The 16,318-nt window shown below is 67.1% G+C and carries 19 protein-coding genes and 1 other RNA gene; 17 read left to right on the forward strand and 3 right to left on the reverse strand.

Annotated elements, in window-relative coordinates:
- Nucleotides 1-46 precede the first annotated feature (46 nt).
- The 8 genes from rph (at nucleotide 47) to ACZK2R_RS18705 (ending at nucleotide 8,815) form a co-directional block, all read left to right on the forward strand.
- Nucleotides 47-772, forward strand: coding sequence for a ribonuclease PH (gene rph / locus ACZK2R_RS18670; protein ID WP_012512000.1), 726 nt, complete (start codon nucleotides 47-49; stop codon nucleotides 770-772).
- Nucleotides 769-1,158 carry a VOC family protein gene (locus tag ACZK2R_RS18675; RefSeq protein ID WP_049400723.1) on the forward strand — a complete coding sequence of 130 codons (390 nt, stop codon included), beginning with the start codon at nucleotides 769-771 and terminating at the stop codon, nucleotides 1,156-1,158. Before rph ends, ACZK2R_RS18675 begins: the two co-directional genes overlap by 4 nt.
- Nucleotides 1,155-1,751 (forward strand): RdgB/HAM1 family non-canonical purine NTP pyrophosphatase, encoded by a 597-nt coding sequence (gene rdgB, locus ACZK2R_RS18680; RefSeq protein WP_014038346.1) that lies wholly within the window; start codon nucleotides 1,155-1,157, stop codon nucleotides 1,749-1,751. Before ACZK2R_RS18675 ends, rdgB begins: the two co-directional genes overlap by 4 nt.
- Before the next feature lie 56 nt (nucleotides 1,752-1,807).
- Nucleotides 1,808-3,034 (forward strand): radical SAM family heme chaperone HemW, encoded by a 1,227-nt coding sequence (gene hemW / locus ACZK2R_RS18685; protein ID WP_253145461.1) that lies wholly within the window; start codon nucleotides 1,808-1,810, stop codon nucleotides 3,032-3,034.
- Between the two features lie 201 nt (nucleotides 3,035-3,235).
- Nucleotides 3,236-5,515 carry a DUF1631 family protein gene (locus tag ACZK2R_RS18690; RefSeq protein WP_125894953.1) on the forward strand — a complete coding sequence of 760 codons (2,280 nt, stop codon included), beginning with the start codon at nucleotides 3,236-3,238 and terminating at the stop codon, nucleotides 5,513-5,515.
- Nucleotides 5,512-5,886 (forward strand): PilZ domain-containing protein, encoded by a 375-nt coding sequence (locus tag ACZK2R_RS18695; RefSeq protein WP_180838787.1) that lies wholly within the window; start codon nucleotides 5,512-5,514, stop codon nucleotides 5,884-5,886. The genes ACZK2R_RS18690 and ACZK2R_RS18695 overlap by 4 nt, the downstream gene beginning before the upstream one ends.
- 75 nt (nucleotides 5,887-5,961) lie before the next feature.
- Complete coding sequence (gene pepQ, locus ACZK2R_RS18700; RefSeq protein WP_180838786.1) at nucleotides 5,962-7,293, forward strand: Xaa-Pro dipeptidase; 1,332 nt, start codon at nucleotides 5,962-5,964, stop codon at nucleotides 7,291-7,293.
- Between the two features lie 607 nt (nucleotides 7,294-7,900).
- Nucleotides 7,901-8,815: an IS110 family RNA-guided transposase gene (locus ACZK2R_RS18705; protein WP_180838801.1), complete on the forward strand. Its 915-nt coding sequence runs from the start codon at nucleotides 7,901-7,903 to the stop codon at nucleotides 8,813-8,815.
- A gap of 225 nt (nucleotides 8,816-9,040) precedes the next feature.
- Here the strand turns inward: ACZK2R_RS18705 and ACZK2R_RS18710 are convergent, their stop codons facing one another.
- A complete protein-coding gene (locus ACZK2R_RS18710; RefSeq protein WP_180838366.1) occupies nucleotides 9,041-10,363 on the reverse strand; it encodes an aminopeptidase P N-terminal domain-containing protein in 1,323 nt (440 codons plus the stop codon).
- A gap of 5 nt (nucleotides 10,364-10,368) precedes the next feature.
- On the reverse strand, nucleotides 10,369-10,917 hold the full coding sequence (locus tag ACZK2R_RS18715; protein WP_032128368.1) for a YecA/YgfB family protein: 549 nt from the start codon (nucleotides 10,915-10,917) through the stop codon (nucleotides 10,369-10,371).
- A 153-nt stretch (nucleotides 10,918-11,070) separates the two neighbouring features.
- Here ACZK2R_RS18715 and ACZK2R_RS18720 point away from each other — a divergent pair, with 153 nt between their 5' ends.
- The 8 genes from ACZK2R_RS18720 to ACZK2R_RS18755 all read left to right on the forward strand — a co-directional run bounded on the left by ACZK2R_RS18720 (nucleotide 11,071) and on the right by ACZK2R_RS18755 (nucleotide 15,360).
- Entirely contained in the window at nucleotides 11,071-11,292 is a 222-nt protein-coding gene (locus ACZK2R_RS18720) for a TIGR02449 family protein (protein ID WP_005410898.1), read from the forward strand.
- The gene (locus tag ACZK2R_RS18725) at nucleotides 11,289-11,585 is read left to right on the forward strand and encodes a cell division protein ZapA (protein WP_005410899.1); all 297 of its coding nucleotides are present in this window, start codon (nucleotides 11,289-11,291) and stop codon (nucleotides 11,583-11,585) included. Before ACZK2R_RS18720 ends, ACZK2R_RS18725 begins: the two co-directional genes overlap by 4 nt.
- Before the next feature lie 152 nt (nucleotides 11,586-11,737).
- A non-coding RNA gene (ssrS, locus tag ACZK2R_RS18730) (6S RNA) lies at nucleotides 11,738-11,923 on the forward strand.
- Nucleotides 11,924-12,006: 83 nt separating this feature from the next.
- Nucleotides 12,007-12,600, forward strand: a complete 594-nt coding sequence (locus ACZK2R_RS18735; RefSeq protein ID WP_107431543.1) for a 5-formyltetrahydrofolate cyclo-ligase — start codon at nucleotides 12,007-12,009, stop codon at nucleotides 12,598-12,600.
- Nucleotides 12,597-13,076 (forward strand): EVE domain-containing protein, encoded by a 480-nt coding sequence (locus tag ACZK2R_RS18740; protein ID WP_032128370.1) that lies wholly within the window; start codon nucleotides 12,597-12,599, stop codon nucleotides 13,074-13,076. The genes ACZK2R_RS18735 and ACZK2R_RS18740 overlap by 4 nt, the downstream gene beginning before the upstream one ends.
- Before the next feature lie 22 nt (nucleotides 13,077-13,098).
- Nucleotides 13,099-13,746, forward strand: coding sequence for a ribose-5-phosphate isomerase RpiA (rpiA, locus tag ACZK2R_RS18745; protein ID WP_019338635.1), 648 nt, complete (start codon nucleotides 13,099-13,101; stop codon nucleotides 13,744-13,746).
- A gap of 21 nt (nucleotides 13,747-13,767) precedes the next feature.
- Nucleotides 13,768-14,214 carry a DUF192 domain-containing protein gene (locus ACZK2R_RS18750; protein WP_180838345.1) on the forward strand — a complete coding sequence of 149 codons (447 nt, stop codon included), beginning with the start codon at nucleotides 13,768-13,770 and terminating at the stop codon, nucleotides 14,212-14,214.
- Between the two features lie 300 nt (nucleotides 14,215-14,514).
- Nucleotides 14,515-15,360 carry a SirB1 family protein gene (locus tag ACZK2R_RS18755; protein WP_049400716.1) on the forward strand — a complete coding sequence of 282 codons (846 nt, stop codon included), beginning with the start codon at nucleotides 14,515-14,517 and terminating at the stop codon, nucleotides 15,358-15,360.
- A gap of 59 nt (nucleotides 15,361-15,419) precedes the next feature.
- Here the strand turns inward: ACZK2R_RS18755 and ACZK2R_RS18760 are convergent, their stop codons facing one another.
- The gene (locus ACZK2R_RS18760) at nucleotides 15,420-15,644 is read right to left on the reverse strand and encodes a rubredoxin (protein ID WP_080291769.1); all 225 of its coding nucleotides are present in this window, start codon (nucleotides 15,642-15,644) and stop codon (nucleotides 15,420-15,422) included.
- A gap of 34 nt (nucleotides 15,645-15,678) precedes the next feature.
- Between ACZK2R_RS18760 and thiE the strand changes: the two genes are divergently transcribed.
- Nucleotides 15,679-16,305: a thiamine phosphate synthase gene (gene thiE / locus ACZK2R_RS18765; RefSeq protein ID WP_032128373.1), complete on the forward strand. Its 627-nt coding sequence runs from the start codon at nucleotides 15,679-15,681 to the stop codon at nucleotides 16,303-16,305.
- The last annotated feature ends 13 nt before the right edge of the window (nucleotides 16,306-16,318 follow it).

The following is a 16,318-nucleotide window of genomic DNA, read 5'->3' on the forward strand; positions in this document are numbered from 1 at the left end:
CTGCGGGCGTGGCGGCGTACTCCCTCGCCATTACGGAACCCGCACCATGTCCGATTCCCGCCCCAGCGGCCGCCAGCCCGACCAGCTCCGCCCGGTCGTCATCCAACGCGGCTTCACCCGCCACGCCGAAGGTTCGGTGCTGGTGTGCTTCGGTGAAACCCGTGTGCTGTGCACCGCCAGCGTCGAGAACCGCGTGCCGGGCTTCTTGCGCGGCAAGGGCGAAGGCTGGGTGACCGCCGAGTACGGCATGCTGCCGCGCGCCACCCACACCCGCAGCGACCGTGAAGCCGCCCGTGGCAAGCAGGGCGGCCGCACCCTGGAGATCCAGCGCCTGATCGGCCGCAGCCTGCGCGCGTGCGTGGACCGCAACGCGCTGGGCGAGCGCACCATCACCCTCGACTGCGACGTGCTGCAGGCCGACGGCGGCACCCGCACCGCCGCCATCACCGGCGCCTACGTGGCCCTGGTCGATGCGGTGAATGTGCTGATGAAGCGCGGCGACATCAAGCGCAACCCGATCCTGGGTGCAGTGGCAGCGGTGTCGGTGGGCGTCTACCGCGGCACCCCGGTGCTGGACCTGGACTACGCCGAAGACAGCGACTGCGACACCGACATGAACGTGGTGATGAACGACGGCGGTGGCTTCATCGAGCTGCAGGGCACCGCCGAAGGCCATGCCTTCCGCCGCGATGAACTGGACGCGCTGCTGGGCCTGGCCGAGAAGGGCGTGCGCGAGCTGCTGGACGCACAGCAGGCGGCGCTGTCGGCATGAACCGGCGCATCGCCCTGACCACCCTGGTGGTGGCCGACTATGACGAAGCCATTGCCTGGTACACCGGCAAGCTCGGCTTCGCACTGCTGGAGGACATCGACCAGGGCCACAAGCGCTGGGTGGTGGTGGGGCCGACCGACGGCAGCGCTGCCGCCCTGCTGCTGGCCCGCGCCAGCGACGAGGAACAGCGCAGCCGCATCGGCAACCAGACCGGTGGCCGCGTCGCCTTCTTCCTCAACACCGACGACTTCCACCGCGACCACACGGCGATGCTGGCCGCCGGGGTCGAGTTCCTGGAAGCGCCGCGCGAAGAACCCTATGCAACGGTCGCGGTATTCCGCGATCTGTATGGCAACACCTGGGACCTGCTGGAGCCCCGTCAATGAAGAAACTGGTACTGGCCAGCCACAACGCCGGCAAGCTGGTGGAGATGCAGGAGATCCTCGCCGACCTGCCGCTGCAGATCACCTCGGCCGCCGAGCTGGGCCTGGGCGACGTGGAAGAAACCGGCCTGACCTTCGTCGAAAACGCGCTGCTGAAGGCGCGCGCGGCCTGCGAAGCGACCGGCCTGCCGGCGCTGGCCGATGATTCGGGCCTGATCGTCGATGCCCTCGGCGGTGCACCGGGCCTGTACAGCGCGCGCTATGCCGGCCACCCGACCAATGCCGCGGCCAACAACGCCAAGCTGCTGGAGGCGATGGCCGACGTTCCCGATGGCCAGCGCGGCGCCCGCTTCTATGCGGTGATCGTGCTGCTGCGCCACGCCACCGATCCGCAGCCGCTGATCTGCGAAGGTCGCTGGGAGGGCCAGATCATCCGTGAACTGCGCGGCACGAATGGATTCGGCTACAACCCGGTGTTCCTTGACACCACCCACGGCCTGACCGCCGCGGAGATGGAGCCGGCCCTGAAAAACGCCATCAGCCACCGTGCCATTGCCCTGCAACAGCTCAAGCAGCAGCTGGCGACGCTGTACTGACGCCACCCGATCGAACCAGGGAAGCTGGCCAGCGGCCGGCACTACCGATGAAGCCCATGCCGCACGCCCACGACCACTGCAACCACCTGCCCGGCGAAGCCTGCTCCGCTGACCACGACACCTCGCCGCGGCTGGTACCGCCACCGCTGTCGCTGTACGTGCACCTGCCGTGGTGCGTGCGCAAGTGCCCGTACTGCGATTTCAATTCGCACCAGGCCAAGGGCGAACTGCCGTTCGATGCCTACATCGATGCGCTGCTGCGCGACCTGGACCAGGACCTGCCGCTGGTCTGGGGCCGGGTGGTGCACAGCGTGTTCTTCGGTGGCGGCACGCCCAGCCTGTTCCCGCCGGAAGCGATCGACCGCTTCCTGCAGCAGGCCAGCGCGCGCCTGCGCTTCGCGCCCAACGCCGAAATCACCCTGGAAACCAACCCGGGCACGGCCGAGCATGGCCGTTTCGACCGCTACCGCGCAGCCGGCGTGAACCGCCTCAGCTTCGGCATCCAGAGTTTCGACGACGCCATGCTCAAGCGCCTGGGCCGCATCCACGACAGTGGCGAAGCCGAGCGCGCGGTGAAGATGGCGCAGGACGCGGGCTACGACAACTTCAACATCGACCTGATGTACGCGCTGCCGGAACAGACCCTGGCCGGTGCCGAGGCCGATCTGGAACGTGCGTTCGCGCTGCAGCCGGCGCATATCTCGCACTACCAGCTGACCCTGGAACCGAACACGGTGTTCTTCGCGCGGCCGCCGCAGGGCATTCCCGATGAAGACAACGCCTGGGACATGCAGGAACACTGCCAGGCCCTGCTGGCGCAGGCAGGCTTCGGCCAGTACGAGGTGAGCGCCTACGCACGCCCTGGCCGGCAGAGCGCGCACAACCTGAACTACTGGCGCTTCGGCGATTACCTGGGCATCGGTGCCGGCGCGCACGGCAAGATCAGCTCCGGTGCAGAGGAACACGTGCTGCGACGCTGGAAGCTGAAGCATCCGCAGGCTTATCTGGACAGCGCGGGCACCCCGGCCTCGTTCGGGGGTGACGATGTAATCGCTCCTGAGCGCCTGCCCTTCGAGTACATGCTGAATCTGCTGCGCCTGCACGAAGGCTTCGGCCTGCGCGATTTCGAGTCGCGTACCGGGCTGTCGCGCAGCGTGCTGGATGCACCGTTGGCCGAGGCCGTGCAGCACGGCTGGCTGGACGTGACCGATGGCCATGTGCAGCCGACCGAACTGGGCCGCCGCTTCACCAACGATGTGGTGAGCCTGTTCCTGGAGGAGTGAGCGTCTTGCAGTAGCGGGTAGTGCCGGCCGCTGGCCGGCAGCTCGATCGGCGCGGATTGCCGGCCAGCGGCCGGCACTACCGTTCATCGGTCGGGCCATGCCTGGCGAACGGGATGCACATTCGCCCTAAAGTAGCGCCGACAGCGGCCGACACGGTAGATTCACCAGATCGATCCGCGGGAATCCGGATACCGCCTGCCGATGTCAGCTGTCTTTTCCATCACTCCTGCCGACAAGAACCGCCTGGCCGCCAGCGACCTGCCACCGCGGGTACGTGAGCTGCTGGGCGCGCTGATCGGCCTGTGCCGGCAGACGCTGGCCGCGCCCCTGATCCTGACTGTCGAAGCGCTGGAGCAGACCCTGCTGCACGACGCCGATCGCGCACGCAATCCGCAGCAGCAGGCCGAACTGATGGCCCAGCGTGGACAGCTGCACGCCTTCGCTGGCCACTTCGCCGACCGCATGCTCGATGCCGTTGCCGACGCCCTCGCACGGTTGCGCGAACCGGCCAACGGTGTCAGCACCAGTGCTACGCCGCCAGCGCTGCCGGGCATGCTCGGGCTGTCGCTGGTTGATGAGCACGAAGTGGATCGCGACCTGCTGCTGACCGAGATGGTGCGGCGCGAAACCCTGCGTTCAACCAACACACTGAACCTGCTCGGCCAACGCCTGGGGGTACTGGCGGCGGCGCCGGCCTTCGAGGCCGACACCCTGCCGCTGGCGCCGCAGGCACTGTGCGCGATGGTGCGCCGGATTGCCGAACAGGACGCGCTGAGCGTCGAGGTACAGCTGGCGCTGTATCGCAGTTTCGAACGGCAGGTGCTGGAACGGCTGGGCGATATCCTTGACCGTGCCAATGCCCTGTTGGCCCAGTCCGGCGTACTGCCGGGGCTGGTCTACACCCCCTACCTGGCACGCTCGTCGAGCACGCGGCGGATCATCACCCAGTCGGTGGGTGGCGGCCGCACCACGCAGCCGGCCAAGCGCAGCGCGGCCCCACTGACCGGCTGGAACGGTTCGGCACCGGCCGGCTCCTGGTCCAGCCTGGTACAGGACGCCTTCCACGAGGGTGGTGCAGCCGGCCCCGCCACGCCGGGCGTGACCACATCCACCGGCAGTGCTTTGCATGAGCTGCTGCAGCAGGCCCGGCACGCCAGCCCTGCCCCGGCGGACAGCGGCGCAGTGCCCAGTGCGGCAGTCGACGCGGTACTCGCGCGTCTGCAGGCTCAGTCCAGCGCGGCAACCGGCGTGGCCGACCTGCAGGCCGCCGTGGTCGCGCAGCTGCGCAGCGAGCATGGTGCGCAGGCCCAGCTGGGCAGTCACGATCGGGACAACCTGGACCTGCTGCGCATGCTGATGCAGCAGGTGCAACAGCAGCAGCGTCCCGATCCGGTGCCGGCCGCCCTGCTGGCCCGCCTGCAGGTGCCCCTGGCACGTGCGGCAATGGCCGATCCGGGCTTCTTCGTACGTGACGAGCACCCGGCGCGCGAGCTGCTCAACCAGATTGCCGAAGTCGGCGCCAACTGGCTGGGCGACGATGACGTCGACCCACAGCTGCTGCAGCGCATGGCGCAGAGCGTGCAGGGCCTGCTGGGGCAGGATGCGCGCGCACCGGAGGCCTTTGCCGCCGCCAACGAAGACGTGCAGCAGCACCAGCGCGCGGCGGCCCATCGTGCCGAACTGGCCGAGCGCCGCCACGTGGAAGCCGCGCGCGGCAAGGAACGATTGGAACTGGCCCGTCGCCAGGCCACCGCACAGATCGACCAGTGCTGCGACACGCAGTCGCCACCGCGCTTCGTGCAGACCCTGTTGCGCCAGGCCTGGGCCGATGCACTGACCCTCACCCGCCTGCGCCATGGCGATGATTCGCCACAGTGGCAGGAACGCCTGCAACAGACCGAGCGCATCGCTGCCATCACCGCACAGGCCATCGACGCCCCCGGCGGCACCGATACCGCGTTGGCAGCGGACGTGGAGGCCGCACTGCTGCAGGTCGGCTACCACGCCGAGGAAGCCGCCGCCGTCGCGCGCAGGCTGGCCACGCCCGGCGGCGAGGATGAAAGCACCTCGCGTACCGAACTCAGTGCCCGCCTGAAGGCACGTGCGCGCCTGGGCGAACACGCCGGCGCGCCCACCGGCACGGCGCCTGCAACGCCCCGCAGCAGTGCCGAAGAAGCCGCCTACCAGCAACTGTCCACGCTGCCGTTCGGCAGCTGGTTCGACATCGATACCGGTGATGGCACGCTGCGCCGCCAGCGCCTGTCCTGGTACAGCCTGCTGACCGGCCACGCCCTGTTCGTCAATCCACGCGGGCAGAAGATCACCGATACCGACCTGGATACGCTGGCACGGCAGATCAGTGCCGGGCGCGCGCAACTGGTCACCGAAGACAAGGGCCGGCTGGTCGACCGTGCCTGGGAAGCCAGCCTTGGTGCGCTGCGCGCACTGGCCACGGGCCGCGCACAGGAGACCCCCGCATGAAAGCCGTACCGCCGCAGGACACCCGCCGCGCGCCGCGCCGCCAGGTCTCGGACCTGGTGCCGGTCACCGACCAGATGCGCGAGTGCGTGGTCGGGCGCCTCGGCAATGTCTCCGAAACCGGCATGCTGATGCTGGCCAGCGTGCCGCTGCGCGAGGATGCGCTGTACCAGCTGCGCTTCCCGTTGCCGCTGGGTGATGGCCGCCAGCAGGCCATCGACGTGGGCGTGCACCTGCTGTGGAGCGAGCCCGCACACGTTCCCGGCCAGAGCTGGACCGGCTTCCGCTTCCTGACCCTGTCACGCGAACATCGGCAGCTGCTGCGCCAGTGGGTGGGCGAGGACAGCGACGAGGGACCGGTTTCGACGGTCTGAGTGCCGGTTCCGGCACAGCGGTTTTTCGCGGTATGCGGCAGAATCTAGGGCCGTTTTCCGTGTCGAGCCACCGCAATGATCCAGCAAGACCCCGGCGCCCTGTATCCCGACCACCTGGCCGTGCTGTGCCGACGCGCCGAACAGGCGCTGGCCCGCGGCGGCTTCGATCACCTGGTGGTGCCCAGCGGCACCCTGCACTACCAGGTGTTCGACGACCGCGACTACCCGTATGCGGTGAATCCGCAGTTCAAGGCCTGGCTGCCGCTGACCCGCGTGCCCAACAGCTGGATCGTGTTCACCCCCGGCAAGCGTCCGGCGGTGATCTTCCACCAGCCGTTCGATTACTGGCACGTGGTACCGGACGCACCGAGTGGCTGGTGGGTGGAGCACTTCGACATCCACATCATCCGCAAGCCCGAAGAGGCGCTGGCCCTGCTGCCGGCCGACCCGTCGCGCTGCGCGATCCTCGGCGAGCCGCAGAGCACGCTGGGCAACTACGTGCCGAACAACCCGGCGCCGGTGGTGAACTACCTGGAATGGCACCGCGGCAGCAAGACGCCGTATGAAATCGCGCTGATGCGCCAGGCGCAGGTGCTGGGCGTGCGCGGCCACCGTGCCGCCGAAGCCGCGTTCCGCAACGGCGCCGACGAGTTCAGCATCCATATGGCGTACTGCCAGGCCGTCGGCCAGGACGCCAACGAGCTGCCCTACGGCAACATCGTGGCGTTGAACGAACATGCCGCCGTGCTGCATTACACCGAGCTGGGCCGCAAGGCGCCGCAGCCGCTGCGCAGCTTCCTGATCGATGCTGGTGCCAGCGCGCACGGCTACGCCAGCGACATCACCCGCACCTACGCCGCGCAGGGCCACGACGAGTTCGCCGCGATGATCGCCGCCGTCGACGGTGCCCAGCAGCAGATGTGCGCAGCGGTGCGCCCGGGCTTCGACTACAAGCAGCTGCACGTGGACGCACATCTTTCGCTGATGGGCGTGCTGAAGGACTTCGGCGTGATCAAGGTCTCGCCGCAGACCGCAGTGGAAACCGGCGTCAGCGCCGCGTTCTTCCCGCATGGCATCGGTCACCTGATCGGCCTGCAGGTGCACGACGTGGCCGGTTTCGCGGCCAGCGACGAGGGTGGCCGCATCGAGCGCCCGGCGGGCCACCCGTACCTGCGCCTGACCCGCGTGCTGGAACCGGGCATGGTGGTGACCATCGAACCGGGCCTGTACTTCATCGACATGCTGTTGAATGAAGTGAAGGATGCCGGCCATGGCGATGCGATCAACTGGGAGCGCGTGGACTTCTTCCGTCCGTATGGCGGCATCCGCATCGAAGACGAAGTGCTTTGCACTGAGGGCGAGGCGGACAACCTGACGCGGCCGGAGTTTGCGGCGGCGAACGGCTGAGCCCCTTGTGGTTGGTCGCAGAAGTCAAAAGCCGCGCTTGGCGGGGCGGGGTGGGTTCGCGGGGGACGCCGTGAACCCACCCCGCCCCGCCTCTGACAGTTTCCTGCCGCGTTCAACCACGGAAAAGAAAAAAGAAAAGCAGAAGCGGGTCGCTCGCTGCGCTCGCTCTGTGTCGACCAAGGTCGACACCTACCAACAGCCGCGCGTTCCAACGGCCGCAGTGGCCAGTAGATCCACGCCATGCGTGGAGGATTCATTCGATATCTGACAGATGTGCCGACCAACGGTCGGCACACACCAACAGCCGCCTGAACCTGTCAAAGGCGGGGCACTGTGGGTTTGCGGGGTGTGAGCCGCATGGATGCGGCGACCAAGCCTTATCTGATCGGAATCTGGCAGCGTAGGCGTCGAGAGCCGGCGTGGGCCGCCGTGCGAGCCTAGATCTCGACGATCCGTAACCAGGATCGCGACGATCGCCATGTAGCTTGGCGCCCACGCCGGAATCTCCCTTGATCCGCCCGAACAGTTGCTGGAGCGACCACTCGAAGCGATAAGACTGGGCAAGCGGGGGAGCTCTCGACCCTTCCAGACTATACGGAGTCAGGTGATGAACGGGATCGGGATTGATGTCAGCAAGCGTCAGCTGGATATCGGTACGACGGACGGAGAAACCCTGCAGGTCAGCAACAACCGCTCCGGGTTTTCTGAACTGGATGTTTGGCTGAAGAAGCGTCCGACCCGCCAGATCGTGCTTGAAGCCACGGGTGGCTATGAGCAGCCGGTGCTGGATTTCCTGCACAAGGCCGGTCATCCGGTGGCCCGTGCCAATGCCTTGCGCGCCCGGAAACTGGCTCAGGGGTTGGGTCAGACTGCCAAAACCGACCGTTTGGATGCCTACGCGTTGGCGCAGATGGCCGCCCTGGTGAAGCTGCCTCCCTATCAGCCGCTGCAGTCTTGGCAGCAGAAGATGCGGGAGTTCGTTCGGGCACGTCGGCAGGCGATGGACGCCCTGACCATCGCGCGGCAACAGCAGGAAATGGTGCTTGATCGTGAACTGCGCCGACTACTGCAGGGCAACATCACCCGCCTACAAACGTTGGTTGAGCGTCTGGGCAAGCAGATCGTCGAGCAGGTTGGTCAGCAGCCTCAACTGAAGATGCTGAAGTCGATGAAGGGCGTAGGGCCTGTGCTGCAGGCAGTTCTAGCCAGCTATCTGCCAGAGCTTGGCAGGATCACTGGCAAGCGCATCGCCAGCCTGGTCGGGGTAGCCCCGATGTCCCACGACAGCGGCACGATGAGAGGAAAACGAAGCATCCACGGTGGAAGAGCCGAAATCCGGCAAGTGCTCTACATGGCGGCAATGTCGGCCATGCGGCATGAACCTCGGCTGCGCGATTTTTACCAGTCGCTACGAGCCCGCGGCAAGGAAGGCAAGGTGGCCATCGTGGCAGTGATGCGGAAGATGCTGGTCATCCTCAACGCCCGTGTGCGCGACGCTGAAAGCGGGCTAGTCCCCGCCTGAGGCGAGCCAGGGCGAAAGACCAAAGGCTGCCGGCCAGCGGCCGGCACTACCGTGCCCGTTTACCTGACGGGCCTGAGACTCTCCAGCAACACAGTTGCTACAGGGACGTACTTGCGGCGTCCCCGCAAACCCACAGTGCCCCGCCCTCCCACGGAATGCCGCTTCGGCTTTTGACGTTGCCGTTGATTGCAGCAGGTGCAGGGCTGCAAGCCCTGCCGAAACCCCTTACCCCGCCATCACCGCTTCAATCTCGTCGGCGCTGCGCGCCAGGCCTTCGGTCATCACGCGATGCCCGTCATCGGTGATCAGCACGTCATCCTCGGTACGGATGCCGATACCGCGCCAGCGCGGTTCCACCGTCGTATCGTCCACGCCGATATACAGCCCCGGCTCGATGGTGAACGCCATGCCCGGCTCCAGCAGCCGCGAATCGCCGGCCAGGCGATAGTCACCCACGTCGTGCACGTCCATGCCGATCCAGTGCCCGGTCTTGTGCCGGTAGAAACGCTGGTACAGGCCCTCGGACAGGTTCTTTTCCAGCGTACCCTTCAGCAGGCCCAGCCGCAGCAGGCCTTCGGTCAGGGTCTGCACCGCCGCCAGGTGACCCATCTCGTAGGCCACGCCCGGCTTGGCCTGGGCCAGTGCCGCGGCCTGCGCGTCACCGACCAGGTCGTGCAGCGCGCGCTGCTCGGCGCTGAAGCGGCCGTTCACCGGGAACGTGCGGGTGATGTCGCTGGCATAGCCGCGGTATTCGGCACCGGCGTCGATCAGCACCAGCTCACCATCGCGCGAACGTGCGTTGTTGTCGCGGTAATGCAGGATGCAGCCGTTGCGACCTGCACCGACGATGCTGCAATAGGCCGGCACCGCGTCGTTGGCGCGGAACACGCGTTCCAGCTCCGCCTGCAGTTCGTACTCGTGGATGCCGGCCTTCGCCGCCTTCATCGCTGCCAGATGCGCACGTACACTGATCTGCGCGGCGTGGTGCATCAGCGCCACTTCGGCGCCGGACTTGAACAGGCGCTGCTCATGCAGCAGGTGGCCCAGCTCCAGGAACTCATGCGGCGGCTGCGCGCCGTGGCGCACCTGCGAACGCACGCGGTTGACCCAGCCGATCAGCTTCAGGTCGAAATCGGCGTCGCGACCGAAGTGGTAATAGACGCGCGAACGCCCTTCCAGCAGGCCCGGCAGGATGTCGTCCAGATCGTCGATCGGGTACGCATCGTCCATGCCGTACTGCGCCACCGCACCTTCCTGGCCGGCGCGGCTGCCGTCCCAGGCCTCGCGCTCGGCATCGCGCTCGCGGCAGAACAGGATGGCCTCGCCGTGGCGGCGGCCCGGGATCAACACCAGCACCGCTTCCGGCTCCGGGAAGCCGCTCAGGTACTGGAAGTCCGAATCCTGCCGGAACGGGTAATGGGTATCGAGGCTGCGCACCTTCTCGGCGGCGGCGGGAAGCACCAGGATCGCATCCTCGCCGGCCATGTCCATCAGCTGGCGGCGCCGACGCTTGTATTCGCCGGCCGCGATGCCGGTGCGCTGCTTGATGTCCATCAGTTCAGGCGCTGCCGATGGCGCGAGGCCAGCACCACGTCACCGTGCAGCAGCAACACCGCCACGCGGATGAATTCCTCGATCTCGGACAGGGCTTCGTCATCGTCATCGCCGCCGGCCTCGAAATCCTCGCTGGAGGCACGCGCCAGGCTGGCCATGTCGGTCAGCGCTTCTTCGCCCTCTTCGGACAGGGTCGGGCGGCGGCCGCCGCTGCCCAGGCCGAAGCCGCCCAGGAAGGAACGGGTCCAGCTGAACATGGCATCAGCCTGCGCGGACACGTCGTCGCCATCGGTCAGCAGCAGTTCGAAGGCGAAATCGCGGTCTTCCAGTTGCTTGATGGTGACCTGCAGCAGCTGCCCCAGCACGCTGTCGGCGGCCACCGGCGGCAGGTTGTCGTCGGCCAGCACACGCGCCGGCCAATCATTGCCGGGGGCACCACCGGCGGCCAGCCAGCCGCACAGTGCGCCGTGCAGCTCGGCAGCGGTGGCGCCCAGGCCCAGTTCCTGGCTGGCGCGGGTAACGTCGTCGACGGAGGGAAGTTCGGTCATCGTGCGGCTCGTTCGGAAAGGAAACCCGGGGCGCGCACGCGCGCGCCCGTGAGACCCCGTAGTGTAGCAACCCGACGGCATCCTCTCTGCGGCCGTCAGGCCTTGCTGCGACAACGCTTGACCGCCCTTACCCGGCTTGCCTATCGTGCCCGTATGGAACCCGCCGATCCCCTTGCCCAGCTGCAGGACTTCGCTGCCCGCGTGGAAGCGTTGCTTGAACGCAACCAGCGCCTGGCCGAGGAGAACCGCAGCCTGCGCCACCAGCAGGAACAGCTGGTGGCCGAGCGTTCCACGCTGCTGGCCAAGAACGAGCAGGCACGCTCGCGGGTGGAAGCAATGATCAGCCGGCTCAAATCCCTGGAGCAGCACACATGAGCGCCGAACCGGTCAGTGTCCGCATCCTCGATCGTGAATACACCGTGGGTGTCGGCGGCGATGAACGCGACAGCCTGATGGCCGCCGCGCGCCTGCTCGATGCGCGCATGCGCGAAATCCGCGGCAGCAACCGCATGGCCGCGGTCGACCGCGTCGCCGTGCTGGCGGCGCTGAACCTGGCCCACGAGCTGCAGCTGCTGCGCGACGAGAACGCCCGCCAGGCAGTCGCCCTGCAGCAGACGCTGGCCGACCTGAACCGGCGCCTGGACCGCGCGATCGACGGCACCCCGTAGAAGAGGGGACGGAGGGAATCAAGGCGCATTCGCCCCTTCCGTGCCGGAAACGTCTTAATCCCCTCCGTCCCCTTTTCTCATATCTGAATTGGCACGGACTGTTGCCGACGAACGGCCTATCCAGATCCTGCGTGCTGGCTATAATGGCCACGCGTTCTCTGCGGTACTCGACGGCATGTGCAAACATTCGCCTTGTCCCTTAAGAACGACACCGGGAGCGCGACAGCGCCGGGAGTGCAGGTCCGCCTTGTAGCGGGAAGCCCGATGGTTCTCCAGCGTTCCCACTTGAGCCCCCGGGTTCAAGGTCGTTTCGCATGCATCGACATTGCGGAGAATGCAATATTCCAGCAAGGGCGGCGTCTTCGGGCGTCGCCCTTGTTCTTTCCGGCACAATGACGGCTGATCCTTGCCGCACGCTGCCATGACCGACCCGCGCCAGGCCCTGCGCCACGACCTGCGGCAACGCCGCCGCGACCTTTCCGCCGCTGAGCGCATCGCCGCCGCCGAATCGCTTGCCGATGCCCTGCTGGCCCTGCCGTTCGCCCCGCGCGAAGGCGCCGTGGCCGGCTACTGGGCGCTGGATGGCGAAATTGCCCTGCACCGCTGGCAGTTGCAGCTACCCGACACACTGACCTACTGCCTGCCGGTACTGGCGGGTGACGTGCTGCGCTTCGCACCGTGGCGCCCCGGGCAGCCGCTGACCAGCAACCGCTATGGCATTCCCGAGCCGGACGTGGCGGTGGAAGACACCCTGGAACCGGCGCAGATGGCGCTGGTAGTGACCCCGCTGGTGGGTTTCGACACACAGTGCCGGCGGCTGGGCATGGGGGGCGGCTGGTATGATCGCAGCTTCGCCTTCCGCCACGACCGGCCGGCGCCGCCCTGGCTGGTCGGCGCTGCATTCGCGGTGCAGCAGGTCGAGTCCTTGCCGGTGGCGTCGTGGGACGTGCCGGTGGATGCGATCTGCACCGAAGACGGCACCCTGTTCCCCTCCGCTGCCCCCGTGAACGCATGACCGCCCGCAAGCGCTACTGGCTGATGAAGTCCGAACCGGACGCCTTCTCCATCGATGACCTGGCCAAGGTCAAGGTCGAACCCTGGAACGGGGTGCGCAACTACCAGGCGCGCAATTTCATGCGCGATGGCATGCAGGTGGGCGACGGCATCCTGTTCTACCACTCCAATACCAAGGTGCCCGGCATCGTCGGCCTGGCCACGGTCGCCAGCCCGGCCTATCCGGACGACACCCAGTTCGACCCGAAATCCGACTACCACGACCCCAAGAGCACGCGCGAGAACCCGCGCTGGATGCTGGTGGACGTGGCCTTCGACCGCAAGCTCAAGCAGGTGATCGCGCTGGACGAGATCAAGCTGCACGCCGAAGAACTCGGCGAGGGCTTCCCGCTGGTTGCCAAGGGCAACCGCCTGTCGGTGTTCCCGGTGACCGCCGCGCAGTGGAAGCTGCTGCTGTCGCTGGAAAAGAAATCCTGATTCCCTGCCTGAGAGTTCTCCCATGTCCGAAGCCAAGCGCCTGGCCGCCGAGAAAGCCATCGAGTACGTTGAAGACGGCATGATCGTCGGTGTCGGCACCGGTTCCACCGTGGCCTATTTCATCGATGCCCTGGCCCGCATCCAGCACCGCATCAAGGGTGCCGTGTCCAGCTCCGAACAGAGCACCGCGCGCCTGAAGCAGCACGGCATCGAGGTGATCGAGCTGAACCACAGCGGCAACCTGTCGCTGTACGTGGACGGCGCCGATGAGTGCGATGCCAACAAGTGCCTGATCAAGGGTGGCGGCGCCGCACTGACCCGCGAGAAGATCATCGCCGAGGCCAGCGAGCGCTTCATCTGCATCGTCGACCCGAGCAAGCAGGTGCCGGTGCTGGGCAGGTTCCCGCTGCCGGTGGAAGTGATCCCGATGGCGCGCAGCCTGGTTGCCCGCCAGATCCGCGACATGACCGGCGGCCAGCCGACCTGGCGTGAAGGCGTGGTTACCGACAACGGCAACCAGATCCTGGACATCCACAACCTGCAGATCACCGATCCGGAAAAGCTGGAGCGCGAGCTCAACCAGCTGCCGGGCGTGGTCTGCGTCGGCCTGTTCGCACGCCGCCGCGCCGATGTGGTGATCGTCGGCGGTGAGCCGCCGGTCGTGCTCTGACCCTTTCGAAGGATCCTGACGATGTCGCTGTTGCGTTCGCTGCTGATGCTTCCGCTGCTGGCCCTGGCCGGCTGTGCTACCGACGCGGCCCGCCATTGGGTCGAACTGGATGGCGCCCGCTACCAGGTCGAGCTGGCCACCAACGATGAAACCCGCGCACGCGGTCTGATGTTCCGCGACCAGATGGCGGCCGACCACGGCATGCTGTTCATCCACGACCGCGAGGAAATGCAGGCGTACTGGATGAAGAACACCAGGATCGCGCTGGACATCCTGTACTTCGACAGCCAGCGCAAGCTTGTCAGCCAGCAGCGCGACGTGCCGCCGTGCTCGGCCGGCGACATGTGCCCGCCCTACCCCAGCGGTGGCCCGGCGCGCTATGTGCTGGAGCTCAACGCCGGTCAGGCGGAGAAGCTCAAGCTGAAGGACGGGACCCAGCTGACCTTCGGCCCGGGCATCGAAAAGTAAACGATGCGGCCGGCCAGCGGCCGGCACCCGCCGAATCAACATCAAAGGCAAAAGCTGGGTTACCGAGGGATGGCGGGGCGGTGTGGACTTGCAGGACACGCCGTAAACCCGTCCCTGGGGGCTCGTAGGCGCCATCTATGGCGCCTGCGGTCCTGCAAGCCCACACCGCCGCCCCACCTCTGACAGTTGGCCGGCGGCTGTTGGTAGGTGTCGACCTTGGTCGACACGACATTTCCAAGGCGATGTTCTTTTCACGCGGCACCGCTTGAAACCGCCTGCGAATGACGCCAGTCTGTGGTCATGCAGGACCAGATCTCACTCCCCGACTGGGATGCACTGGCCGACCTCGAAGACGAGGCGCTGCCACTGTTGCCGACCGCGCTGCTGATCGCGCGCGATGAATACCCCGATCTGCAGCCGTCCACCTATGACGCGCTGATCCAGAGCCATGTCGACCACCTCCGTTCGGAAGTGGACAGCATCGACAACAGCCCATTGAAGATGGCAGCGATCAATCGCCATCTGTTCGACGAGCTGGGCTACAGCGGCGACCACGACGAGTACTACGACCCGCGCAACAGCTACCTCAACCAGGTATTCGAGCGCCGCCTGGGCAACCCGATCTCGCTGGCGCTGGTGCAGATGGAAGTCGCGCGCCGACTGGGAATCCCGCTCGACGGCGTGTCCTTCCCCGGCCACTTCCTGGTGCGCCTGCCGGTGGACGACGGTGTGCTGGTGATGGACCCGTTCAATGGCGGCCGCCCGCTGGACGTGGACGAACTGCGCGAGCGAGCCAAGTCACACCTGGGCGGGCAGATGCCCGACGACCAGGTGCTGGCGCAGATCCTCGACCCGGCCCCTGCGCGCGCGATCCTGATGCGGATGCTGCGCAACCTGCACGGTGTGTATGCCGAAGCGGGCGAATGGGACCGTGCCGCACGCAGTGCCGACCGCCTGCTGAAGCTGGCCCCGGAGCAGGACGACGCGCTGCGTGATCGCGGCCTGGCCTACCTGCAGCTGGAGTACCTGGCCGGTGCCCGCCACGACCTGGGGCAGTATCTGAAGCGCAACCCGGAAGCCAGCGATGCGCAGTGGCTGCGCGAGAAGCTGATCGACCTCGGCGGGCCAGTGCCGCGGCTGCATTGAGGGTGTCCGGTGTGCGGACCAACGGTCCGCACCCACAGAAGGGCCTGCAGGCCCCGCCATCAATCGACCTCGACCATCTCGAAATCGGCCTTGGTCACGCCGCAATCCGGGCAGGTCCAGGTCTCGGGAATGTCTTCCCAGCGCGTCCCCGGCGCGATGCCTTCTTCCGGCAAGCCTTCCGCTTCGCTGTAAAGAAAGCCGCAGACCACGCACATCCAGGTACGCAAGGTGGTGGGGGTGGCATCGCTCATCGGATAATCAAGGCTGGATTCACGGGCCGCCATTGTCCCATCGCGGCCCACTCACCGGTAGCCATCGATGACTTCTGCTTCCCCGGCGCCCCGCGGCGTCTACCTGATCACCCCGGACGAGCCCGATACCGCGCGCCTGCTGGCCCGCACCGCGCCGCTGCTGGCCGCCGGCGCCACCTGGCTGCAGTACCGCAACAAGACCGCCAGCGACGCGCTGCGGCGGGAGCAGGCCACCGCCCTGCAGGCGCTGTGCGCGGAACACGGCGTGCCGCTGATCGTCAACGACGACCCGGCGCTGGCGAAGGCGGTCGGCGCCGCCGGCGTGCATCTGGGCGGCACCGACGGTGACATCCCCAGCGCGCGTGCGCTGCTTGGTGCCGAGGCCATCATCGGCGCGTCCTGCTACGACCAGCTGGCCAATGCCGAGCAGGCCGTGGCCGCCGGCGCCAGCTACGTGGCCTTCGGCGCGTTCTTCCCGACCACCACCAAGATCACCAGCAGCCGCGCCCACACCGACCTGCTGCGGCAAAGCGCCGCACTGGGCGTGCCGCGGGTGGCGATCGGCGGCCTGACGCCGGACAATGTCGGTCCCATCATCGACGCCGGCGCCGATCTGGTCGCCGTGGTCAGCAGCGTGTTCGCCGCCGAAGACCCGGTTGCGATCCAGCGCGCCTACCTCGCCCAGTTCGCGTAATGCCCAGGAAATC

The sequence above is a fragment of the Stenotrophomonas sp. 96582_Sma genome, assembly GCF_056480905.1.